Annotated in this window: 20 protein-coding genes; 15 read left to right on the top strand and 5 right to left on the bottom strand. The window is 51.6% G+C overall.

The window, feature by feature from the left end; genetic code table 11:
• The 3 genes from AB1690_08515 to AB1690_08505 form a co-directional block, all read left to right on the top strand.
• A partial coding sequence (locus tag AB1690_08515; GenBank protein MEW6015351.1) for an aminotransferase class V-fold PLP-dependent enzyme occupies positions 1 to 1531 on the top strand: 1531 nt, incomplete at its 5' end.
• A gap of 192 nt (positions 1532 to 1723) precedes the next feature.
• Positions 1724 to 2602 (top strand): hypothetical protein, encoded by an 879-nt coding sequence (locus AB1690_08510; protein ID MEW6015350.1) that lies wholly within the window; start codon positions 1724 to 1726, stop codon positions 2600 to 2602.
• A 19-nt stretch (positions 2603 to 2621) separates the two neighbouring features.
• Complete coding sequence (locus tag AB1690_08505; GenBank protein MEW6015349.1) at positions 2622 to 3446, top strand: arylamine N-acetyltransferase; 825 nt, start codon at positions 2622 to 2624, stop codon at positions 3444 to 3446.
• Here AB1690_08505 and AB1690_08500 read toward each other — a convergent pair.
• Complete coding sequence (locus AB1690_08500; GenBank protein MEW6015348.1) at positions 3408 to 4496, bottom strand: methylated-DNA--[protein]-cysteine S-methyltransferase; 1089 nt, start codon at positions 4494 to 4496, stop codon at positions 3408 to 3410. The genes AB1690_08505 and AB1690_08500 overlap by 39 nt on opposite strands.
• Before the next feature lie 433 nt (positions 4497 to 4929).
• On the opposite strand from AB1690_08500, the gene AB1690_08495 reads away from it, so the two are divergent.
• The 12 genes from AB1690_08495 to arsB all read left to right on the top strand — a co-directional run bounded on the left by AB1690_08495 (position 4930) and on the right by arsB (position 15660).
• On the top strand, positions 4930 to 5214 hold the full coding sequence (locus AB1690_08495; protein MEW6015347.1) for a hypothetical protein: 285 nt from the start codon (positions 4930 to 4932) through the stop codon (positions 5212 to 5214).
• 15 nt (positions 5215 to 5229) lie between these two features.
• Entirely contained in the window at positions 5230 to 5454 is a 225-nt protein-coding gene (locus AB1690_08490) for a hypothetical protein (protein ID MEW6015346.1), read from the top strand.
• A 302-nt stretch (positions 5455 to 5756) separates the two neighbouring features.
• Positions 5757 to 6023: a hypothetical protein gene (locus tag AB1690_08485; GenBank protein ID MEW6015345.1), complete on the top strand. Its 267-nt coding sequence runs from the start codon at positions 5757 to 5759 to the stop codon at positions 6021 to 6023.
• A 129-nt stretch (positions 6024 to 6152) separates the two neighbouring features.
• The gene (locus AB1690_08480; protein MEW6015344.1) at positions 6153 to 7646 is read left to right on the top strand and encodes an efflux RND transporter periplasmic adaptor subunit; all 1494 of its coding nucleotides are present in this window, start codon (positions 6153 to 6155) and stop codon (positions 7644 to 7646) included.
• 8 nt (positions 7647 to 7654) lie between these two features.
• Positions 7655 to 10723, top strand: coding sequence for a CusA/CzcA family heavy metal efflux RND transporter (locus AB1690_08475; GenBank protein MEW6015343.1), 3069 nt, complete (start codon positions 7655 to 7657; stop codon positions 10721 to 10723).
• Between the two features lie 189 nt (positions 10724 to 10912).
• On the top strand, positions 10913 to 11239 hold the full coding sequence (locus AB1690_08470) for a metalloregulator ArsR/SmtB family transcription factor (GenBank protein ID MEW6015342.1): 327 nt from the start codon (positions 10913 to 10915) through the stop codon (positions 11237 to 11239).
• A gap of 14 nt (positions 11240 to 11253) precedes the next feature.
• A complete protein-coding gene (locus tag AB1690_08465) occupies positions 11254 to 12549 on the top strand; it encodes a permease (protein ID MEW6015341.1) in 1296 nt (431 codons plus the stop codon).
• 16 nt (positions 12550 to 12565) lie between these two features.
• Positions 12566 to 12799 carry a thioredoxin family protein gene (locus AB1690_08460; protein MEW6015340.1) on the top strand — a complete coding sequence of 78 codons (234 nt, stop codon included), beginning with the start codon at positions 12566 to 12568 and terminating at the stop codon, positions 12797 to 12799.
• Between the two features lie 22 nt (positions 12800 to 12821).
• Positions 12822 to 13292 (top strand): nitrophenyl compound nitroreductase subunit ArsF family protein, encoded by a 471-nt coding sequence (locus tag AB1690_08455; GenBank protein ID MEW6015339.1) that lies wholly within the window; start codon positions 12822 to 12824, stop codon positions 13290 to 13292.
• Positions 13292 to 13984, top strand: coding sequence for an aromatic aminobenezylarsenical efflux permease ArsG family transporter (locus tag AB1690_08450; protein MEW6015338.1), 693 nt, complete (start codon positions 13292 to 13294; stop codon positions 13982 to 13984). Before AB1690_08455 ends, AB1690_08450 begins: the two co-directional genes overlap by 1 nt.
• 162 nt (positions 13985 to 14146) lie before the next feature.
• On the top strand, positions 14147 to 14593 hold the full coding sequence (locus AB1690_08445; protein MEW6015337.1) for an arsenate reductase ArsC: 447 nt from the start codon (positions 14147 to 14149) through the stop codon (positions 14591 to 14593).
• 2 nt (positions 14594 to 14595) lie between these two features.
• Complete coding sequence (arsB, locus tag AB1690_08440) at positions 14596 to 15660, top strand: ACR3 family arsenite efflux transporter (GenBank protein ID MEW6015336.1); 1065 nt, start codon at positions 14596 to 14598, stop codon at positions 15658 to 15660.
• On the opposite strand, the gene AB1690_08435 is transcribed toward arsB, so the two are convergent.
• Genes AB1690_08435 through AB1690_08420 form a run of 4 tightly spaced genes read right to left on the bottom strand, consistent with a single transcriptional unit; the run spans position 15638 to position 17110 of the window.
• Positions 15638 to 15913 (bottom strand): hypothetical protein, encoded by a 276-nt coding sequence (locus tag AB1690_08435; GenBank protein MEW6015335.1) that lies wholly within the window; start codon positions 15911 to 15913, stop codon positions 15638 to 15640. The genes arsB and AB1690_08435 overlap by 23 nt on opposite strands.
• 11 nt (positions 15914 to 15924) lie before the next feature.
• The gene (locus AB1690_08430; protein MEW6015334.1) at positions 15925 to 16200 is read right to left on the bottom strand and encodes a hypothetical protein; all 276 of its coding nucleotides are present in this window, start codon (positions 16198 to 16200) and stop codon (positions 15925 to 15927) included.
• Between the two features lie 45 nt (positions 16201 to 16245).
• A complete protein-coding gene (locus AB1690_08425) occupies positions 16246 to 16848 on the bottom strand; it encodes a hypothetical protein (protein MEW6015333.1) in 603 nt (200 codons plus the stop codon).
• 49 nt (positions 16849 to 16897) lie between these two features.
• A complete protein-coding gene (locus AB1690_08420; protein ID MEW6015332.1) occupies positions 16898 to 17110 on the bottom strand; it encodes a helix-turn-helix transcriptional regulator in 213 nt (70 codons plus the stop codon).
• Positions 17111 to 17223 lie beyond the last annotated feature (113 nt).

The following is a 17223-nucleotide window of genomic DNA, read 5'->3' as shown; positions in this document are numbered from 1 at the left end:
GACAGCCCAACAAAACATGGAAAAGAGTATAGTGCAAGATAAAGCGACGACGCCGATTGATATTGCTCCGGAGAAGTTTCGTCGCCTCGGCTATGAACTGATTGACCAGATATCGAATTTTCTGGGAGATATTCAAAATCGCCCGGTGACTACCGATTTTTCGCCGGAAGAGTTGCGCCGCATCCTTCATTCCCGCGATTCCTTGCCTCTCGATGGCGCCGACCCGGAAGAATTGCTGAGAAATATTACGGCGCAATTGATATCATACTCTCTTTTTAACGGTCATCCCCGCTTCTGGGGATACATTACCTCGTCGGCCGCTCCCATCGGCATGCTGGGGGACCTTCTGGCGGCAGCGGTAAATCCGAATGTCGGGGCATGGCAACTGGCGCCGGTCGCCACCGAGATTGAAGCGCAGACAGTTCGCTGGATTGCTGAACTGCTGAACTATCCGGCAGACTGCGGGGGACTTCTGGTCAGCGGCGGGAATATGGCGAACTTTGTCGGTTTTCTTGCCGCCCGGGCGGCTATGGCAGCGGGAAATATTCGCGCCGAAGGGATGCTGGCGACCTCAGCAAAACCGCTGCGAGTCTATGCCTCTGTCGAAACCCATACCTGGATTCATAAAGCAACCGACCTTTTCGGACTCGGCACCGATTCCATCCGCTGGGTTAAAACCGATTCAAAGCAGCGGCTGTTACTGGACGACCTCAAAAGACTGGTCGAATATGATAGAACAAACGGCGATATGCCGATGCTGGTGGTCGGCTCGGCCGGAACGGTCAGCACCGGCGCCATCGATCCGCTTCCCGAAATGGCTGAACTCTGTGAGGAATATGGAATCTGGTTTCATGTCGACGGCGCCTATGGCGCCTTTGCCGCCATTCTCGACGATGTTGACCCGGCTCTTCGCGGCTTAAGTCGCGCCGATTCGGTGGCGGTGGACCCCCACAAGTGGCTCTATGCGCCTCTGGAAGCCGGCTGCGCTCTGGTGCGCCACAGCCAGAAACTGCGCGAGGCCTTCTCATACCATCCACCATACTATCATTTCGGCGAAGAAGCGCTCAATTATTTCGATTACGGCTTGCAGAATTCGCGCGGATTTCGTGCCCTCAAGGTCTGGCTGGCGCTCAAACAGGTCGGACGGCGCGGCTATGCCAGCATGCTTAGGGAGAATATCAGACTCTCTCAAAAGATGTTTCGCCTTCTTGAGCGAGAGCCGCTGATTGAGACATTCACTCAGAACCTGAGCATAAGCACCTTTCGTTATCTGCCGGCAGACCTGAAAGACCGGAAAAATGAGAAAGAAATCGCCGAATATCTCAATAAACTAAATGAAGAAATCCTGGTCCGCCTGAAAAAGAGCGGCGAGATTTTTGTCTCTAACGCCGTCATCAATCAGAGTTTTCTTCTTCGCGCCTGTATTGTCAACTTTCGCACCCGAGCAGAAGATATCGAAATTGTCCCTGAAATAGTCATCCGGCACGGCAAAAGCGCCGATTCCGAGCTCCGCGCGTCTCTTCTTAATTAATTCACGGTAGCCATATAGGCAGTCTATCTCTTTATATTTCAAAGAGATATCTCAATTTCTCCATAAAATCGCAATAATATTGCAATTAATCCTTGATTTTGACTTAAATCAATGAAATATATGTTATGTAGGCCTATGATATCGCTGTTCGGCGAATAAAACTAACAATCTAATCGTTTGGAGGATTTTGGGATGTTGAAGAAAATCATCCTGGTAGGCATTGGTATCGGTCTGTTTTTCACCTTCCTGGCACTGGCGGTGACCGGAGGCGATGCGGTTGCGCCGGCTGCTCCCACGGCTCCCGCGACGGGGCTTCCGGCATCACTGGATGCCTTCTATCCGCCGGCAAGCGCAATGCCGGCATACCTGTTTGCGATGCACGAGATGTCCACGCCGCTATCGGGAATCATGGTTGACCTGCAGCAGAACGACCCGGAAAAAGCGGCACGCAATTATGACCGGTTCAAGAGCCAGTATGCGAAAGTCGCCGCTATGGTTCCGGAGTGGCAAGAGCGATTTCCATCGGAGCCGGTGGAAAAACTGGGACGGGCGCTCCAATCAGGAAAAATGGAAGAAGTTTTCGGTGCCATGGAGGCTCTGGGAAAAAGCTGTAACGGCTGCCACCAGATTTATATGCCGATGGCGCAGCATAAGTTTCATTGGGGGGACTTCAGCTCTGTAAGCGCCCAGGACCCCCTGAGCGGAGAAGAGGTTTCGTTCAGTCAACTGATGCTGATGATGGAATCAAATATGACCGGCATCGGGATTGACCTGACGGAAGGGGAGATAGAAAATGCCCGCCAGAATCTCGCCGGATTCGAAGCCCGCTTTAACGCTATGGCTCATACCTGCCAGGCTTGTCATGAGACCGAACGGAAATATTATGTCAGCCAAGATATCACCTCTGCTTTCGGAGAGCTTAGAGGGCTGCTCTCGGCAGACCCGGTTGACCCGGGGGCGGTCGGGGGGAAACTAAGAATGCTCGGTCAGGAGAGTTGCTCCAAATGTCACCTGGTGCATATTCCAGCCGCCTACGCTCAGACCGTCCTGAGAGCGGCATCGGCAAAATAAACAGTGCGCGACTCCAGCTGTGAGCGAATCGCTTTTTGACCGCTATCTGCAGATTCTCGGTGTCAATCGGGAAAGCCCCGGGCTAAAAGCGCTTTCCCGACTGACCCGAGCCCACTTGAAGCGTGTTCCCTTCGAAAATATCTCCAAGTTGTATCATCACAGGCGGTCGCCGCTTCGGTCGGTTCTCCCTCTGGAGCGTTTCCTGGAGGGAATAGAGAAATATAATCTGGGCGGGACCTGCTACAATAATAACTACCATCTCTATCGATTGCTGCAATCTCTCGGTTACAGAATAAAACTCTGCTCGGCCGACATCTCTGTCGAAAAAGCGGCGCCCGACAGTCATATGGTCAGTATCGTTTCCCTTGAAGAAGGAGAATTCATTGTAGATGTCGGCTATGCCGCCCCGTTCTGGGAGCCGATGCCCTGTTTTCTCGCCAAAGATTATGTAATCGAATTAGGGTACGAAAAATATATCCTTAAACCGCGTCAAACCGACGGCAGGCAGCATCTGGAGCTGTACCGTCACGGAGAACGGAAACATGGCTACCTGGTGAAACCGGAACCGCGGGAGTTGCGGTACTTTGATGAAGTTATCGCCGGCTCCTTTGCTGAGCAGGCGCCATTTATGAATGCTGTCGCCCTGGTCCGTTTCCATGATAACGGCTCCACTATTATCCGCAACCTGACCCTTACTCAGTTTTCGGGAAGAGATTTCAGAACGGAGATGCTCGCTGATGCCGGTGCCCTCATTGAGGCCATCGCAGACCGCTTCGGCATTCCCGCGGAAATTTCCGCCGAGGCATTATCGCAACTGCGCCAGTTTCGAGCGCTCTGGGGTTGACGGCTGAAAGGATGTTCGCTCGTGCTCCAGAAGCCGCTTTTTCCGCCAGACACCGCCGCCGTACCCGCTGAGGCTGCCATCGGCGCCAATGACACGATGGCACGGAATGACAATGGCAAGACGGTTGCGGCCATTGGCGCGCCCCACCGCCCGCGATGCTTTTGGATTTCCCAGCTTAGACGCCAGCTGCGCATAGGACCAGGTTTCACCCGGCTTAATCTGCCGCAAAAGATTCCAGACATCCCTTTCAAATCCTGACCCGCTGATTACCAGAGGAATATCAAATCGGAACAACCGGCCCTCGAAATAATCTTTCAATTCGATAGAGATTTTGTCCAGAAAGCGATTATTGCCGGGAACGATATAGGCGCCGGTCTTCTTGCGCAGTTGCAGAATCTCTTTTTCCAGCCCCCGGCGGTCAACAAATTCGAGAAGGTGAAGCCCTCTGTCATCAGCCAGTGCCAGCATGGCCCCCAGGGGGGTATCAATCCATTTCGCATAGAGACAATCTATCTTCTCCGCTTCTCTGGGGGGAGCCCCGAAAACATTCTTGAAGGCTTCCCAGAATCCGCTGGCTGATTCAAAACCGTGGTCAATCTGCGCCCCGATGACCGATTCGCCGTTCCGTATTTGTCGCAGCGCTGCTCCCATCCGACGGGCGCGATGATAGGCATGGAAGGTCATCCCGTAGTACCTTTGGAACTGGCGGCGCGCGGTTGAGGGGTCAATGCCGGACTTCAGCAGTTCCGCCCCGGTTATTTTTACGGCTGGCGACCGTTCAATCATCTCGCTTAACCTTCGCACCAGTTCCGGAACCGCCCCGCTTTTTTCGAGAGGTTGACATCTCTGGCAGGGGCGATAGCCCGCGAAGAGGGCCTCCTGAGGGGTTCCGAAATATTCAATATTCTCCGCTTTCGGCTTTTTGGCGCCGCAGGTAGGACGGCAGAAAATTCCGGTCGTCCTGACCCCGATAAAGAAAACCCCTTCAAAACTGGCATCCCGGGAGAGGACTGCCCGGTACATCGTAGATGCGGATGGCAACTGTTTCATAACTATTCTCCATTATAAACGATTTCTCGGTTTGACTCAACGGTCATAAATAAATCTCTCTTCAAAATTTTTGCATCCGTTTTTGAGGCAGTGAATTCTTAAAGACTGAAAAGATTTTCATTCTTTGTCCAACTTTCTCGAGAGAGTCAATACCCGGTTATGACCCGGCGGCGATTATTTTTCCCCTTGACCGAATCTTGAAACCGTATTTATTGGTGGTAGGTTGAGAAATCGCGGCTCAAGTTCACAGCCGTAAGCAAAGTCATCTGAATAATCTGGTATTCGCCGAGCAACGAAGTCTATTATCTGACAGCCGGATTCCCAGGCGTTCGGAGGCGAGAAGGTCCTTTTCTTTTTAAGCGGGACCGCGTCAGCCGAATTTGACCGCTTTCTCAAGAAATCATCCTTTCTCTTCAAAAAAATGGAGGTCCTTATGAAAGGTTCTTCTGCGATGCTTTTGCTCGTCGTGGTGACCCTTCTGGCGCTGACCGGCTGCGAAAAAGCCAATCCTGACCTGGAAATGAGCGGCCTGGTGCCGCTTGGCAATGTCCCGATTGAATACGGCTCGCTCCGCGGGGTGACCAGCACCGAGCAGTACCCCGGCTGGGCGCAATTGTGGTTCCAGGATGATGCCGGAACTGTTCGTATGGTGCGGGTTAAATGGGTTTCAAAACAGATGCATCCTGATGTTATAACTATTCCCAGAGCCGGACTCTGATTGGAGGTAAAAGGTATGGACAAGTTCTCAAGTTTCCTGTCGCGTCTCTTCTTTATCGCGGCATCGCTCCTTTTTATCATTGCCATCTTCGATTGGGTATTGAATATCTTTGGTTATAAGTTTTCCTGGTTGCCATATCAGCCGGGACGGCTCCTCGAATTTTCGGCGATCCTGATAATCTTTGTTATGGCGCTTTTATTGCGGCAAATACGAGAATCGCTGCGCTCCGGAGCTAAATGATTTATTGAAGACGCGGTAATTACCATTTTCAGGGCGGCGGCTGAGCAAGTTTAATCCCTTATCGAGGGTTTAGAAGCCGCCGCCGTTTCAGTTAAGCGATTATCCCCAAATATATTACAATATCAAACTGGCCCCCGTGAAACTTCCCGGAAACGGCTAATTTATTGCTTGAAAAAGACGACAAATAGTGTTATAATTCGTATAATAGATTAGACTGTTCCACTTTATAATGACCGGTTAGCCGATTGACCATGAAATTGTCTCATCAGCAAATAATAGAACGCCCCAGGCGGGTTCTTCTGATGGTTCTATTCCTTCTTTCTTTGACTCTGTTTACTGCAGGGATGTCGGAAATGGCCAGTGATGACTGCCATGACTGCTGTCAGGGGGAATGTCTGCCCGGGTGCGGTTGTGTCAGCTGCCCGCCAGTGCTGACGATGATTGAATCGAATGTGACGTCAATAACGGCGTTGCCGGCGCTTCATTCCTGGACTTCCTTAGAAGCATTTTCCAAGTGCCGTCAGGAATGGTACAGCTCGGTGTTCCATCCCCCTCAGAACCTTCTTTAATTCATCATTGCGCCGCCCTTAGTTGCGGCATTTTCCAGAGATATTTTTCCCCGAGGCGATTGCTTCCTGATTCTATCAGGAGACTTTTGCGGAACATTTTTGGCATCCTTTGTATGAGGAGGAGTTAAATTGAAAACCAATTTTAGAAATATGTTTCTTTCCGTTGCCGGGGTAGCGTTAATCGCGGTGATTCTGAGTTTTGCCTTAAAGAAAGAAGAACCTCACGACCATAGCAGCCACGCCACGGTGACGGACAGCTTGAATTTCCCGGTCGAATCCGGAACCCTTGATTGGTGCCGGGAACACGCCGTGCCGGAATCGGGATGTACCCGCTGTAATCCTGCCTTAATCGAGCAATTTAAAGCCAATGGCGACTGGTGCGTGGAGCACGACTTGCCCGAATCACAGTGCCGGCTCTGTAATCCGCGCCTGCAATTTCCGCAGGAACTGGCGCTTCAAGCCGAACTTCGAAGCCAGAGAAGAGACGATATCACAATCTCTCTTTTCTTCCGCCCCAATCGGGATATCTGCGCCACCAACGATGCCATTATCCAGTTTGCCACCGCCGAGACAGCGGAGAGGGCCGGCTTGACAGTCCAGACAGTTCGCGAGACGAAGCGAGTAATCGCCTTTGAAGCGCCTGCGGAGGTTGTCTTTGACGAAACCGAATCGCGGGTGATTACAACCACGGTTCCAGCCACGGTAACGCGCTGGATGGTCTCCCCGGGCGATATCGTCTCGGCGGGACAGATTCTGGCGCTTCTCAGCTCTCCCGAAATCGCTTTTCTGCAGGGGGAATATCTTAGCAGGAGAGCGGCTCTGGAAGCGGAAGCGAAAGAGTTTGGCCGCTTTGAAGAATTGAAGTTGCGCGCTCTTATCAGCGATGGCGAGTTTGAGCGGGCTCAGGCGGAATTTGAGAAAGTGCGGTCGGAATACTTGGCGGCGCGCGGCTTGCTGCTGGCAGCGGGAATCGCCGATGACGATATCGACAATTTGACCGGAAGCGAAGCGATTTCGAATCAGTTTGCTTTGCGGGCGCCATCATCAGGAATAATGGTGGAGCGCATCGCCCAGCATGGCGACCTGGTGGAGCCGGGACGACCCTTTGCGCTGCTGGCGAACCCGTCCGCGGTCTGGATTGAAGCCCGTCTCACCGAAGAGCAGTTGCGAACGGTGCGGGTCGGACAGGATTTAACTTTTTCTTCTGATGGACGGGGCATAAAACATGTCGGCGCCCGGATTATCTGGGTCTCGAACTATCTTGACCCGGAAACCCGAACCGGCAAGGTGCGTGCCCGGGTAAAAGATGCGGATATGCCTCTTCGCGCCGGCGAATTTGGCACGGCATCGATAATTCAAGCCGGCGAGGAGAATGTAGTCCTAGTGCCGAAAGATGCCGTGCAATGGGAAGGGTGCTGCAATGTCGTTTTTGTCAAGGAGGCGGTTGACCGCTATCGTCCGCGGAAAGTGAATCCGATGGAAGCGGAAGGTCCCTTTTATCAGTTGAGCGGCGGGGTTGAGCCGGGGGATGAGGTGGTGGTTGACGGGGCGTTTCTGTTGAAAACCGAATTGAAGAAATCAAGCATTGGCGCCGGTTGCTGCGGCCTTGAGCCGACCAGTTGAGACGCCCTATGCTTTCATATATTGTCGAATTCGTTCTTCGGTACCGCTATGCCGTCCTTGCCTTGGCCGGGCTGCTCTGCCTCATAGGGCTGGTGGCTCTCTGGAGTCTTCCGTTCGACGCCTTCCCCGACACCACTCCGGTTCTGGTGCAGGTAAACGTTGCCGCGCCGGGATGGGCTCCCGAAGATATTGAACGGCTGGTCACCTTCCCTATCGAGCAGGCATTGACCGGTCTTTCCGGGATGGAAGAGGTCCGCTCTGTCACCAAGTATGGGCTCTGCCAGGTGACTACGATTTTTCAAGATGGCGTTGACCTCTATCTGGCTCGCCAGCAGGTAAGTGAACGCCTGATCGCGGTGGACTTGCCCGATGGAGTCAGCGCCCCGCAACTCAGCCCGGTTTCGACCGGCCTGGGCGAAATCTTTCACTATATAGTTGTCAGCAAATCAGACGACATCACTGCGGCGCGCACCGCTCAGGATTGGAATATCAAGCCGCAGCTGTTATCGGTCCCCGGTGTCGCCGAAATTAACAGCTGGGGCGGTTTTGAGAAGCAATATCTGGTCATAATCGAGCCCTCCCGGCTGGCGCAGTATTCGTTGACGGTTGATGCTGTTGTTGCGACCATTCAAGAAGAGATGCGCAATGTCCCGGGCGGGCAGGTCTCCCGGGGCGGTGAGATGACTCTGATTCGCGGTATCGGCGTTGCTGAAGATATCGCCGATATCGAAAACGTCGTTCTGGCAAGCCGCAAGGGAATCCCTATAACCGTAAAGAACGTTGCGGAAGTGGCGGTGGGGCATGAAATCCGGTTGGGGGCAACCACTCTTAATGGAAAAGGGGAGGCCGTCCTGGGGCTGGGCTTTATGATAACCGGCGAGAATCCGGCCAATATCACCCGGCAACTGGCGCAACGTCTCGAGGAATCCAGGACAACCCTTCCGGCCGGTATTGATGTCATCCCGGTTTATGAGAGAACGGAACTGGTCAAGCATGTCCTGAGCACGGTTGAGCATAATCTGACGTACGGCGCTCTTCTGGTGATTGCGGTTCTCTTTATCTTTTTAGGGAATCTTCGCGCCGGTCTGATTGTGGCATCAGCCATTCCGCTTTCCATGCTTTTTGCATTTGATATGATGTCCCGCGCCGGTATTGCCGGAAGCCTGATGAGCCTGGGGGCAATTGATTTTGGGCTGGCGGTCGATAATGCCGTAATCCAGGTGGAAAACTCGGTGCGGCGGCTGTCCCAGAGCGGGGAATCCTCCAATCGCCTGCAAGTAATTCGTGATGCCATCCTCGAAGTCCGCAAACCGACGCTTTTTGGGGAATTGATAATCATTACTGTCTATCTGCCGATTCTTACCCTGCAGGGAATCGAGGGGAAACTGTTTCGCCCGATGGCGCTGACAGTAGTCTTTGTCTTGAGCGGCTCGCTTCTGCTTTCCTTTACCGTTCTTCCGGCGCTGATTGGCGTTCTTCTGAAAAAAACCCGCCAAACCGAGGAACCTTTCTTCCTTCGCTGGCTTAAACAGCTTTATTCCCCCCTCCTCGATATGGCTCTTCGTCACAGCAAGAAAATTCTGCTTGGCGCCGCCGGCTTTATTATTGTCGGACTGCTGATTTTTACCCGCCTTGGCGCTGAATTCGTCCCGCGCCTCGGTGAAGGGACAATTGTCATTAATCTTGTTCGGCTCGCCGGAATTTCTCTGGAAGAATCAGTTGCCTTTAACAGCCGCATCGAAAGAGAACTTCTGGACAAATTCCCCGATGAAATTAAGCATATCTGGACCCGCACCGGTACGGCCGAACTTTCGACCGACCCGATGGGGCTGGAACTTTCCGATATGTTCATGGCGCTCCAACCGCGAGAAAATTGGAAAAAGGCGAAAACTCAGGAAGAATTGGTCGCCGCTATCGATAAAGAGTTGTCCGACCTGCCGGGTCAGAATCGGATTTTCACGCAGCCGATTGAGATGCGGGTCAACGAGATGATTGCCGGTATCCGCTCCGATATCGGGATAAAGCTTTTCGGTGATTCCTTGTTGATTCTCGAGGAAAAAGCGGAAGAGATAGCCGCCCTGGTGGAGACCATCTCGGGAAGCGCTGATGTCTCCATTGAGCAGTTGACCGGTCAGCCGCAGCTTCGGCTCGAGGTTGACCGTCAGCGACTCGCCAGATTCGGGTTGACTGCTGATGAGGTCCTGACCGCTATTGAAGCAATCGGGGGAATCACGGTCGGCGACCTCTTTGAAGGACAGAAACGATTCGAGATTGTCGTCCGGACCGACACCTCCCGATTTCAAGGAGTCGAGGATATTAAGAAAGTTGTCCTCCGCTCCGGCGCCGGCAGCCTTGTCGGCCTTGACCGGGTGACAGAAGTCAGCCTGGATGAAGGTCCCGGAACGATAACTCGCGAATGGAGCAAGCGGCGGATAGTGGTGCAATGTAACGTTCGAGGTCGGGATATTGGCTCCTTTGTTTCGGAATTACGGGAACGGTTGCGCGAGGAGATAACTTTGCCGCAGGGATATTTTGTCCGACTGGGGGGGCAGTTCGAGAATCTGGAGCGGGCAAGGACGCGTTTGATGATAGTCGTGCCGATTGCTCTTTTATTGATATTCGGTTTACTATATTGGACATATAAATCGGCGCGCGATGCGGCGCTGATATTCTCCGGCGTGCCGCTGGCGGCATTGGGTGGAGTCTTGAGCCTTTGGCTGCGGGGGATGCCGTTTTCCATCTCCGCCGGCGTTGGCTTCATCGCTCTTTCGGGTATCGCCGTTCTTAACGGTCTGGTGCTGGTTTCGACTATCAAGCGGTTCCGCTCCGATGGCGAGGAGATTCTCAGCGCCATTCGTCAGAGCGCGTTGACCCGTCTGCGGCCCGTCCTGATGACCGCTCTGGTTGCCGCCTTTGGGTTTATCCCGATGGCAATCTCCACCGGAGTCGGCGCCGAAGTGCAGCGCCCTCTGGCGACCGTTGTCATCGGCGGCATTTTGACATCCACCGCCCTGACCTTGCTGGTGCTTCCGGCGCTATATTTGACATTCGGCAAAAAGACTGAGGTGGAGACGTAATCGTCTCCACTTCATATCCGCGACTCCGCCCTTCGCTCTTTTTTCAACTCCCATATGTCAGAGGCAGATTCTTGGCAAGCTTCTTTCGTGCTTGGTTTTAAGAATTATTCTAAATTGCTTCTTGACAATTTTCCGGTCACCACTTATAATATTGGCAATTTGGCAAAATGACCAAACAAGGAATATAAAATGGATACCAAAACCCTGGCAAAATATGAGGCGCGGGCGGCGATAATCAAGGCAATGTCTCACCCCACCCGGCTTTTTATAGTTGACCAGCTCTCGAAAAAAGAGCGGTCGGTGAATGAATTGACGGAGATGGTCGGCGATGACGTTTCCACCATCTCCAAGCATCTGGCGGTATTGCGAAATGCCGGTATTGTCCGCGATGAGCGTCGCGGCGCGCAGGTTTTCTATTATCTCAAGGTCCCCTGCATACTGAACTTTTTCGGCTGCGTGGAGCAGGTGCTTCGCACCACCGCCGATGAACATCTTCAGGTCATAAAGATTCGTTAGCGCGGTACTTATCTATGGAATGGAAAAACGAATGGAAACCGCTGGCGTTGATTGTCGCCATATTTTTGGCGGCGTTCTATCTCCCGGTGGGAAACCTCCGGTTCGATAACGCTATCAAAGAAGCGCTCTATCTGGTCAAATGGTACGCCCGCGAGCATGTTCTTCTCTGCCTGATACCGGCATTTTTCATCGCCGGGGCGATTTCGGTTTTCATCAGTCAGGCTTCCGTTATGAAATATCTCGGCGCCCGGGCTAACAAATTCCTCTCCTACGGTGTTGCCTCAGTCTCCGGAACCATTCTGGCGGTCTGCTCCTGCACGGTTCTTCCTCTTTTCGCCGGAATATATAAAATGGGCGCCGGTATCGGTCCCGCGACCGCGTTTCTTTATTCCGGTCCCGCTATTAATGTTCTGGCAATTATCTTAACAGCCCGCATTCTCGGTCTGGAAATGGGGATAGCGCGGGCCGTCGGGGCGGTTCTATTCAGCGTCATAATAGGACTTATCATGCACTTTCTGTTCCGCAAGGAAGAGTTGGAGAAGGCAAGTGGCCAGATGGCAATGCCGCAAGATACCAGAAGCCGCCCCCTCTGGCAGAATGCCGTCTACTTCGGACTGCTGGTCGGAATTCTGGTCTTCGCCAACTGGGGCGAAGGGGCTACTGGATTCTATCAATTGGTCTATTCGGTCAAGTGGGTAATTACGGCTCTATTCGCCATTGGTCTGGGAATGGTCCTTGTCATCTGGTTTAAGATGGAATGGTGGAAGACCGCTCTGGTCGGTGTTCCGACCGCCATCCTCGCGATAATCTTCCGAAATGAACCGATGATTCCTTTCGGTGTCGCCGTGATAGGAATATCTCTTATCACATCGACATCAAGAGGGGAGGCTCGCGACTGGTTTGATTCGACCTGGGGTTACGCCAAAATGATTCTTCCCCTTCTCCTGTTCGGCGTTCTCATTGCCGGGGCGCTTCTGGGACGTCCCGGAAATGAAGGATTGATTCCATCGTCCTGGATAGTCTCGCTGGTCGGTGGGAATTCTCTTTGGGCGAATCTATTTGCTTCAGTGGTTGGCGCTTTCATGTATTTTGCCACCCTGACCGAGGTGCCGATACTTCAGGGGCTACTGGGAAGCGGCATGGGAAAAGGACCCGCTTTGGCGCTTCTTTTAGCCGGCCCGGCATTGTCGCTTCCCAGTATGCTGGTGATTCGCTCTATCATAGGCACCAAAAAGACTGTGGTTTATGTCTCGCTGGTAATAATTATGGCGACAATAAGCGGCATAATTTATGGCAGGCTTTTCGGATAAATGTAAAGGATAAACGATGAAAAAAATCCAGATACTTGGCACCGGATGCCCCAAATGCAAGAAACTGGCTGAGGAGACCGAGAAGGCGGCAAAGGAACTGGGGCTGGAATACTCGCTGGAGAAGGTAACCGACATCCAGGAAATAATGAAATTCGGCGTCATGATGACCCCCGCTCTGGCTGTTGATGGAACAGTCAAACTCTCCGGGAAGGTCCCCTCGATAGATGAAATCAAAAAACTGATTGCATAAGATACTGGGAAAGGGAAATTGTATGAAACGCAACCTGCTAATTTTCATCCTGACTCTCATTTTTCTGGTGGGAGCGGCAACGACTCTGGCGCAGGAAAAAGCGACCGAAACAGCGTCAGTTTTGGTCGATTCCTCCATTGTGCCGGCGGATTCGTCGCATCAACTTCTGGCATTCTATTTTCACGGCAACCGCCGCTGCGCCTCCTGCATCAAAATAGAAAAGTACACCAAAGAGTCGCTCGACTCCCTCTTTCAGAAGGAGTTATCGGACGGGAGAATTCTCTGGCAGGTGGTCAACACCGACCTCGACAGTAACCAGCACTTCCTTGAAGATTACAATCTCTATACCAGGTCGGTGGTGCTGGTCGATATGCATGACGGCAAACAGGCGCGCTGGAAGAATCTGGAGAAGGTCTGGGAATATCTGAACAGCAAAAACTCTTTCAGCATCTATATCCGTGATGAAGTAAACGATTTCCTGAAAGAAGAATAATGGATTCTTTTTGGCTCGCCTTTGGCTCCGCTTTCTGGCTCGGCGTCTTGACCTCCATTTCTCCCTGCCCGCTGGCGACCAATATTGCGGCGATTTCCTTCCTTGGGCGGAAAGTCGGTAGCAGCCGCCAGGTCCTCATCAACGGAACGGCCTACACGGTCGGACGGATGCTGGCATACCTGCTTCTGGCAGTTGTAGTCATCGCCGGAATTCTTTCGATACCGGGCATTTCAAATTTCCTTCAGAAGTACATGAATAAAATCCTCGGGCCGCTGCTGTTTCTGGTCGGGCTGATAGTGCTGGATATAATCCCGTTGCGCCTGGCGAGCCTCGGCGCCGGGGAAAAATCTCAGAAAATGGCCGAGAGAGGGGGAGTTTGGGGCGCGGCCGCGCTCGGTTTTCTCTTTGCGCTTTCGCTTTGTCCCGTATCGGCGGCGCTTTTCTTTGGAAGTCTTATCCCGCTGTCGGTGAAGAATAATTCATCGGTGCTGCTTCCCTCAATCTATGGCATCGCGACAGGCCTTCCCGTTCTGATATTTGCCTTCGTAATAGCCTTCAGCGCCGGCTCGCTGGGAAAACTCTTCAACAAAATGACCCTGATTGAAAAATGGATGCGGCGGATAACCGGTATCATCTTTATCGCGGTCGGGATTTATTATTCATTGATATATATATTGGGGATGATGATTTGATACCGTGTCGGTGCTAAATGAGATATCATCAAAATCATTTTGAAGAGAAGTGACATTTTGGATGGGTTTTGAAGACGGGATTCTTACTATTGACTACCCACCGCAAGCGGTGGGGCACCTTTGCATCTTTGGGTGGTGTAACAGTGACCAAGAGAAAACGCGATGGATAGATTGAAAGTCTTGTTCCTCTGCACCGGCAACTCCTGCCGCAGCCAGATGGCCGAGGGGTGGGCGCGTCATCTTAAAGACGACCTTATTGAGCCATACTCGGCCGGCACTGACCCGCACGGCATGAATCCGATAGCCGTCAGAGTGATGGCCGAAGCGGGCGTTGATATCTCCCGCCACAAATCAAAATATCTTCATGACCTTAAAGGGATTGAATTTGATTACGTGATTACCGTCTGCGGCGATGCCGATAAAAACTGCCCGGTTTTTGTCGGAAAGACAAAGAAGATTCATCACGGTTTTGATGACCCTCCGCGTCTTGCAAAAGAGGCGAAATCGGAAGAGGAGGTTCTTGATATCTATCGCCGGGTACGGGATGAGATACGGGAGTTTGTGAACGGTCTTCCAGAAAATTTGGAAAAAATAGAAAGGAGAATTTGAAGATGTCTCCTGCTGTATCGAGCCCCAAGCGTCTTGCCTTTCTCGACCGGTATCTGACTGTCTGGATTTTCCTGGCGATGGGTCTCGGAGTGGGCATCGGAAACTTCTACCCGGAAATCGCCGGATTCTGGGACAGATTCTCGGTCGGAACCACCAATATTCCGATTGCAATCGGCTTGATTCTGATGATGTATCCCCCGCTGGCGAAAGTCCGCTATGAGGAAATGGGGCGGGTCTTTCGCGATTTCAAAGTTCTCAGCTTGAGCCTTCTTCAAAACTGGGTTATTGGACCGACACTGATGTTTCTTCTCGCTATCGCTTTTCTTCATAACCAGCCCGAATATATGGTGGGCTTGATTCTTATCGGTCTGGCTCGATGTATCGCCATGGTGATAGTCTGGAACGACCTGGCCGAGGGGGACCCGGAGTACGCTGCCGGTCTGGTCGCTTTCAATTCTGTCTTTCAGGTCCTTTTTTATTCTATCTTTGCCTGGGTATTCGTCACCAAACTTCCCCCTTTGTTCGGTCTGCAAGGGGTCGCGGTCGATATCACCATAAGCGAAATCGCCGAATCGGTCTTTATCTATCTCGGCATTCCGTTCATTGCCGGCATGCTGACCCGTCTATTTCTGGTCAGGGCAGAAGGGAAAGAATGGTATCATCGGGAGTTTGTTCCCCGCATCAGTCCCCTTACATTGATAGCGCTCCTTTTTACCATATTCGTGATGTTTTCGCTTAAAGGAGAGCTTATTGTCACGATTCCGCTTGATGTTCTTCTCATTGCCGTCCCGCTTCTAATCTATTTTGTGGTGATGTTCTTTGTCAGTTTCTACCTCAGTCGCAAAGCCAGGGCGAGATACCGCATTGCCACCACGCTCAGTTTCACCGCTGCTTCCAACAATTTCGAACTGGCCATAGCGGTGGCGGTGGCGGTTTTCGGAATAAAATCGGGCGTGGCGTTTGCCGCCGTGGTGGGACCGCTGGTGGAAGTCCCTGTGCTCATCGGATTGGTTAACGTGGCGCTCTATTTTCGCAAGAAATACTTTACAGGCGATGAACAAAAATAGTAATCAATCCAAAGACAAGCGCCAGATTGATTGAAAAGAGATAATGATAATATAAAACGCCGATACTCCCTGTCTCCTGACGGGTTAGTGCTTTGTATCTGGTGGCATACCTTGGGCCATACGCTTTCAACCACATGAAATTCACTTTCTCGCCGCGCTTCTTTAGATAATTATATATCATCATACCGGCGATTCCGTTCCAGATTAGCGCGCCCAGTGTCAGGGATGCGAAGATGATAGTTTCAGGGTCCATTGAGTTCTGTATCAGACCTCCCGCACAATTACCGCCAACACTATGAAGAGCAAAAGGGCATTGATGGAAAAAACATAGTGAAAGAACAGCGGCCCGGTCTTTCCCGTCTCTTCCCTGGTTAGCTCCCGGTATCGGCCCGCATACGAGGGGGAAAGAAGCCTCAGCAGAATAAAGCTCACTTTCTCTCCCCGCTTGCGGAGATTATCATAAATCATAATAGTCGCGACCACATGCCAGATTAATGCCGCCGCCGCACCGATAATCAGAATGATTGTTGCTGTATCCATATAATCACCTCCGAATTATCCCGTCATTCGGAACGGTCTGGGTTCTTACACAAACTCCACTTCCTGCTGGTCGCGGAAAAATATCAGCGCCAGGACTATGGCGGAAACCGGTACCATGACCAGCGCCATCGGAGAGAGAAGAACCGTGACTTCGCAGATTCCCGCCGCCATGGTGATATAGGCAAAAGCGCGAATGTATTCGCCAAAATTCTCTTTAATCCTGAGAAGTTTAACCGCAATCAGAATATCGACAATGCCGATTGTCACCATGGCGCCAGTCATAAAGACCAGATAGACCAGGACAAACAAAACCTTGTCAACCGGCCAAAGAATCGAAGTAATAATGGCAAGCCCCAATCCTATCGCTTGAAACATTATCGCCCACCAGATTGATATCATTATCAAAAGATCAAGGTCGTGGTACTGGTAACGCTCATGAAGTAATTGGCGGAACTTAAGCAATGTGTAGACTGCAATTACGGTGAAAGTTACCATGAGCAGGTCGGTGGGACCAATAAATGGTCTTCTAATGTTAAAGAGCTCTTTCGCTGCCACCATTTCCAGAATTGCCAAGACAATCGAAACCGGAAACAGTATCGCTTGCACGATTGCCAGGTAACCGGCCAGCTTGTACTTATTCTCTTCCATAGTCGTAACTCCCGAAAATGTTATTTAGACTCTTCTGCAAATGCCGGATTCAGACAAAATCCGGCTCATATTCCAAAATATCACCGGGCTGACATTCCAGTTCGCGGCAGATTGCTTCGAGGGTGCTGAATCGGATTCCTTTGACCTTTCCCGTTTTCAGAAGCGAAAGGTTGGTGACCGAGATTCCTATACGTGACGCCAACTCGGTAAGTGACATCTTTTTCTTCACCAGCATCAAATCGAGGTTAATCTTTATAGCCATATCGTTATATATATCATTTTTATCATAAATCAATAATATTTTTATGTTTTACATAAAAGACGATAAATAAAACGAAAAGTTTCAATCTTACCGGAAGAAATGTCTGATTTTGC

This window comes from Candidatus Zixiibacteriota bacterium (assembly GCA_040753495.1).
Lineage (GTDB): Bacteria > Zixibacteria > MSB-5A5 > GN15 > PGXB01 > DYGG01.
Note: the sequence above shows the minus strand (reverse complement) of the source record. Positions and strands in the feature narration are given on the sequence as shown.

Excerpts from the sequence above, each read along its gene's own strand:
- AB1690_08490 (MEW6015346.1), top strand. The coding sequence starts at position 5,230 with ATGGACAAGTTCTCAAGTTTCCTGTCGCGTCTCTTCTTTATCGCGGCA.
- AB1690_08450 (MEW6015338.1), top strand. The coding sequence starts at position 13,292 with ATGGATTCTTTTTGGCTCGCCTTTGGCTCCGCTTTCTGGCTCGGCGTC.
- AB1690_08445 (MEW6015337.1), top strand. The coding sequence starts at position 14,147 with ATGGATAGATTGAAAGTCTTGTTCCTCTGCACCGGCAACTCCTGCCGC.
- AB1690_08465 (MEW6015341.1), top strand. The coding sequence starts at position 11,254 with ATGGAATGGAAAAACGAATGGAAACCGCTGGCGTTGATTGTCGCCATA.
- AB1690_08435 (MEW6015335.1), bottom strand. The coding sequence starts at position 15,913 with ATGGACCCTGAAACTATCATCTTCGCATCCCTGACACTGGGCGCGCTA.
- AB1690_08495 (MEW6015347.1), top strand. The coding sequence starts at position 4,930 with ATGAAAGGTTCTTCTGCGATGCTTTTGCTCGTCGTGGTGACCCTTCTG.
- AB1690_08510 (MEW6015350.1), top strand. The coding sequence starts at position 1,724 with ATGTTGAAGAAAATCATCCTGGTAGGCATTGGTATCGGTCTGTTTTTC.
- AB1690_08420 (MEW6015332.1), bottom strand. The coding sequence starts at position 17,110 with ATGGCTATAAAGATTAACCTCGATTTGATGCTGGTGAAGAAAAAGATG.
- arsB (MEW6015336.1), top strand. The coding sequence starts at position 14,596 with ATGTCTCCTGCTGTATCGAGCCCCAAGCGTCTTGCCTTTCTCGACCGG.
- AB1690_08470 (MEW6015342.1), top strand. The coding sequence starts at position 10,913 with ATGGATACCAAAACCCTGGCAAAATATGAGGCGCGGGCGGCGATAATC.
- AB1690_08460 (MEW6015340.1), top strand. The coding sequence starts at position 12,566 with ATGAAAAAAATCCAGATACTTGGCACCGGATGCCCCAAATGCAAGAAA.
- AB1690_08500 (MEW6015348.1), bottom strand. The coding sequence starts at position 4,496 with ATGAAACAGTTGCCATCCGCATCTACGATGTACCGGGCAGTCCTCTCC.
- AB1690_08455 (MEW6015339.1), top strand. The coding sequence starts at position 12,822 with ATGAAACGCAACCTGCTAATTTTCATCCTGACTCTCATTTTTCTGGTG.
- AB1690_08485 (MEW6015345.1), top strand. The coding sequence starts at position 5,757 with ATGGTTCTATTCCTTCTTTCTTTGACTCTGTTTACTGCAGGGATGTCG.
- AB1690_08430 (MEW6015334.1), bottom strand. The coding sequence starts at position 16,200 with ATGGATACAGCAACAATCATTCTGATTATCGGTGCGGCGGCGGCATTA.
- AB1690_08475 (MEW6015343.1), top strand. The coding sequence starts at position 7,655 with ATGCTTTCATATATTGTCGAATTCGTTCTTCGGTACCGCTATGCCGTC.
- AB1690_08425 (MEW6015333.1), bottom strand. The coding sequence starts at position 16,848 with ATGGAAGAGAATAAGTACAAGCTGGCCGGTTACCTGGCAATCGTGCAA.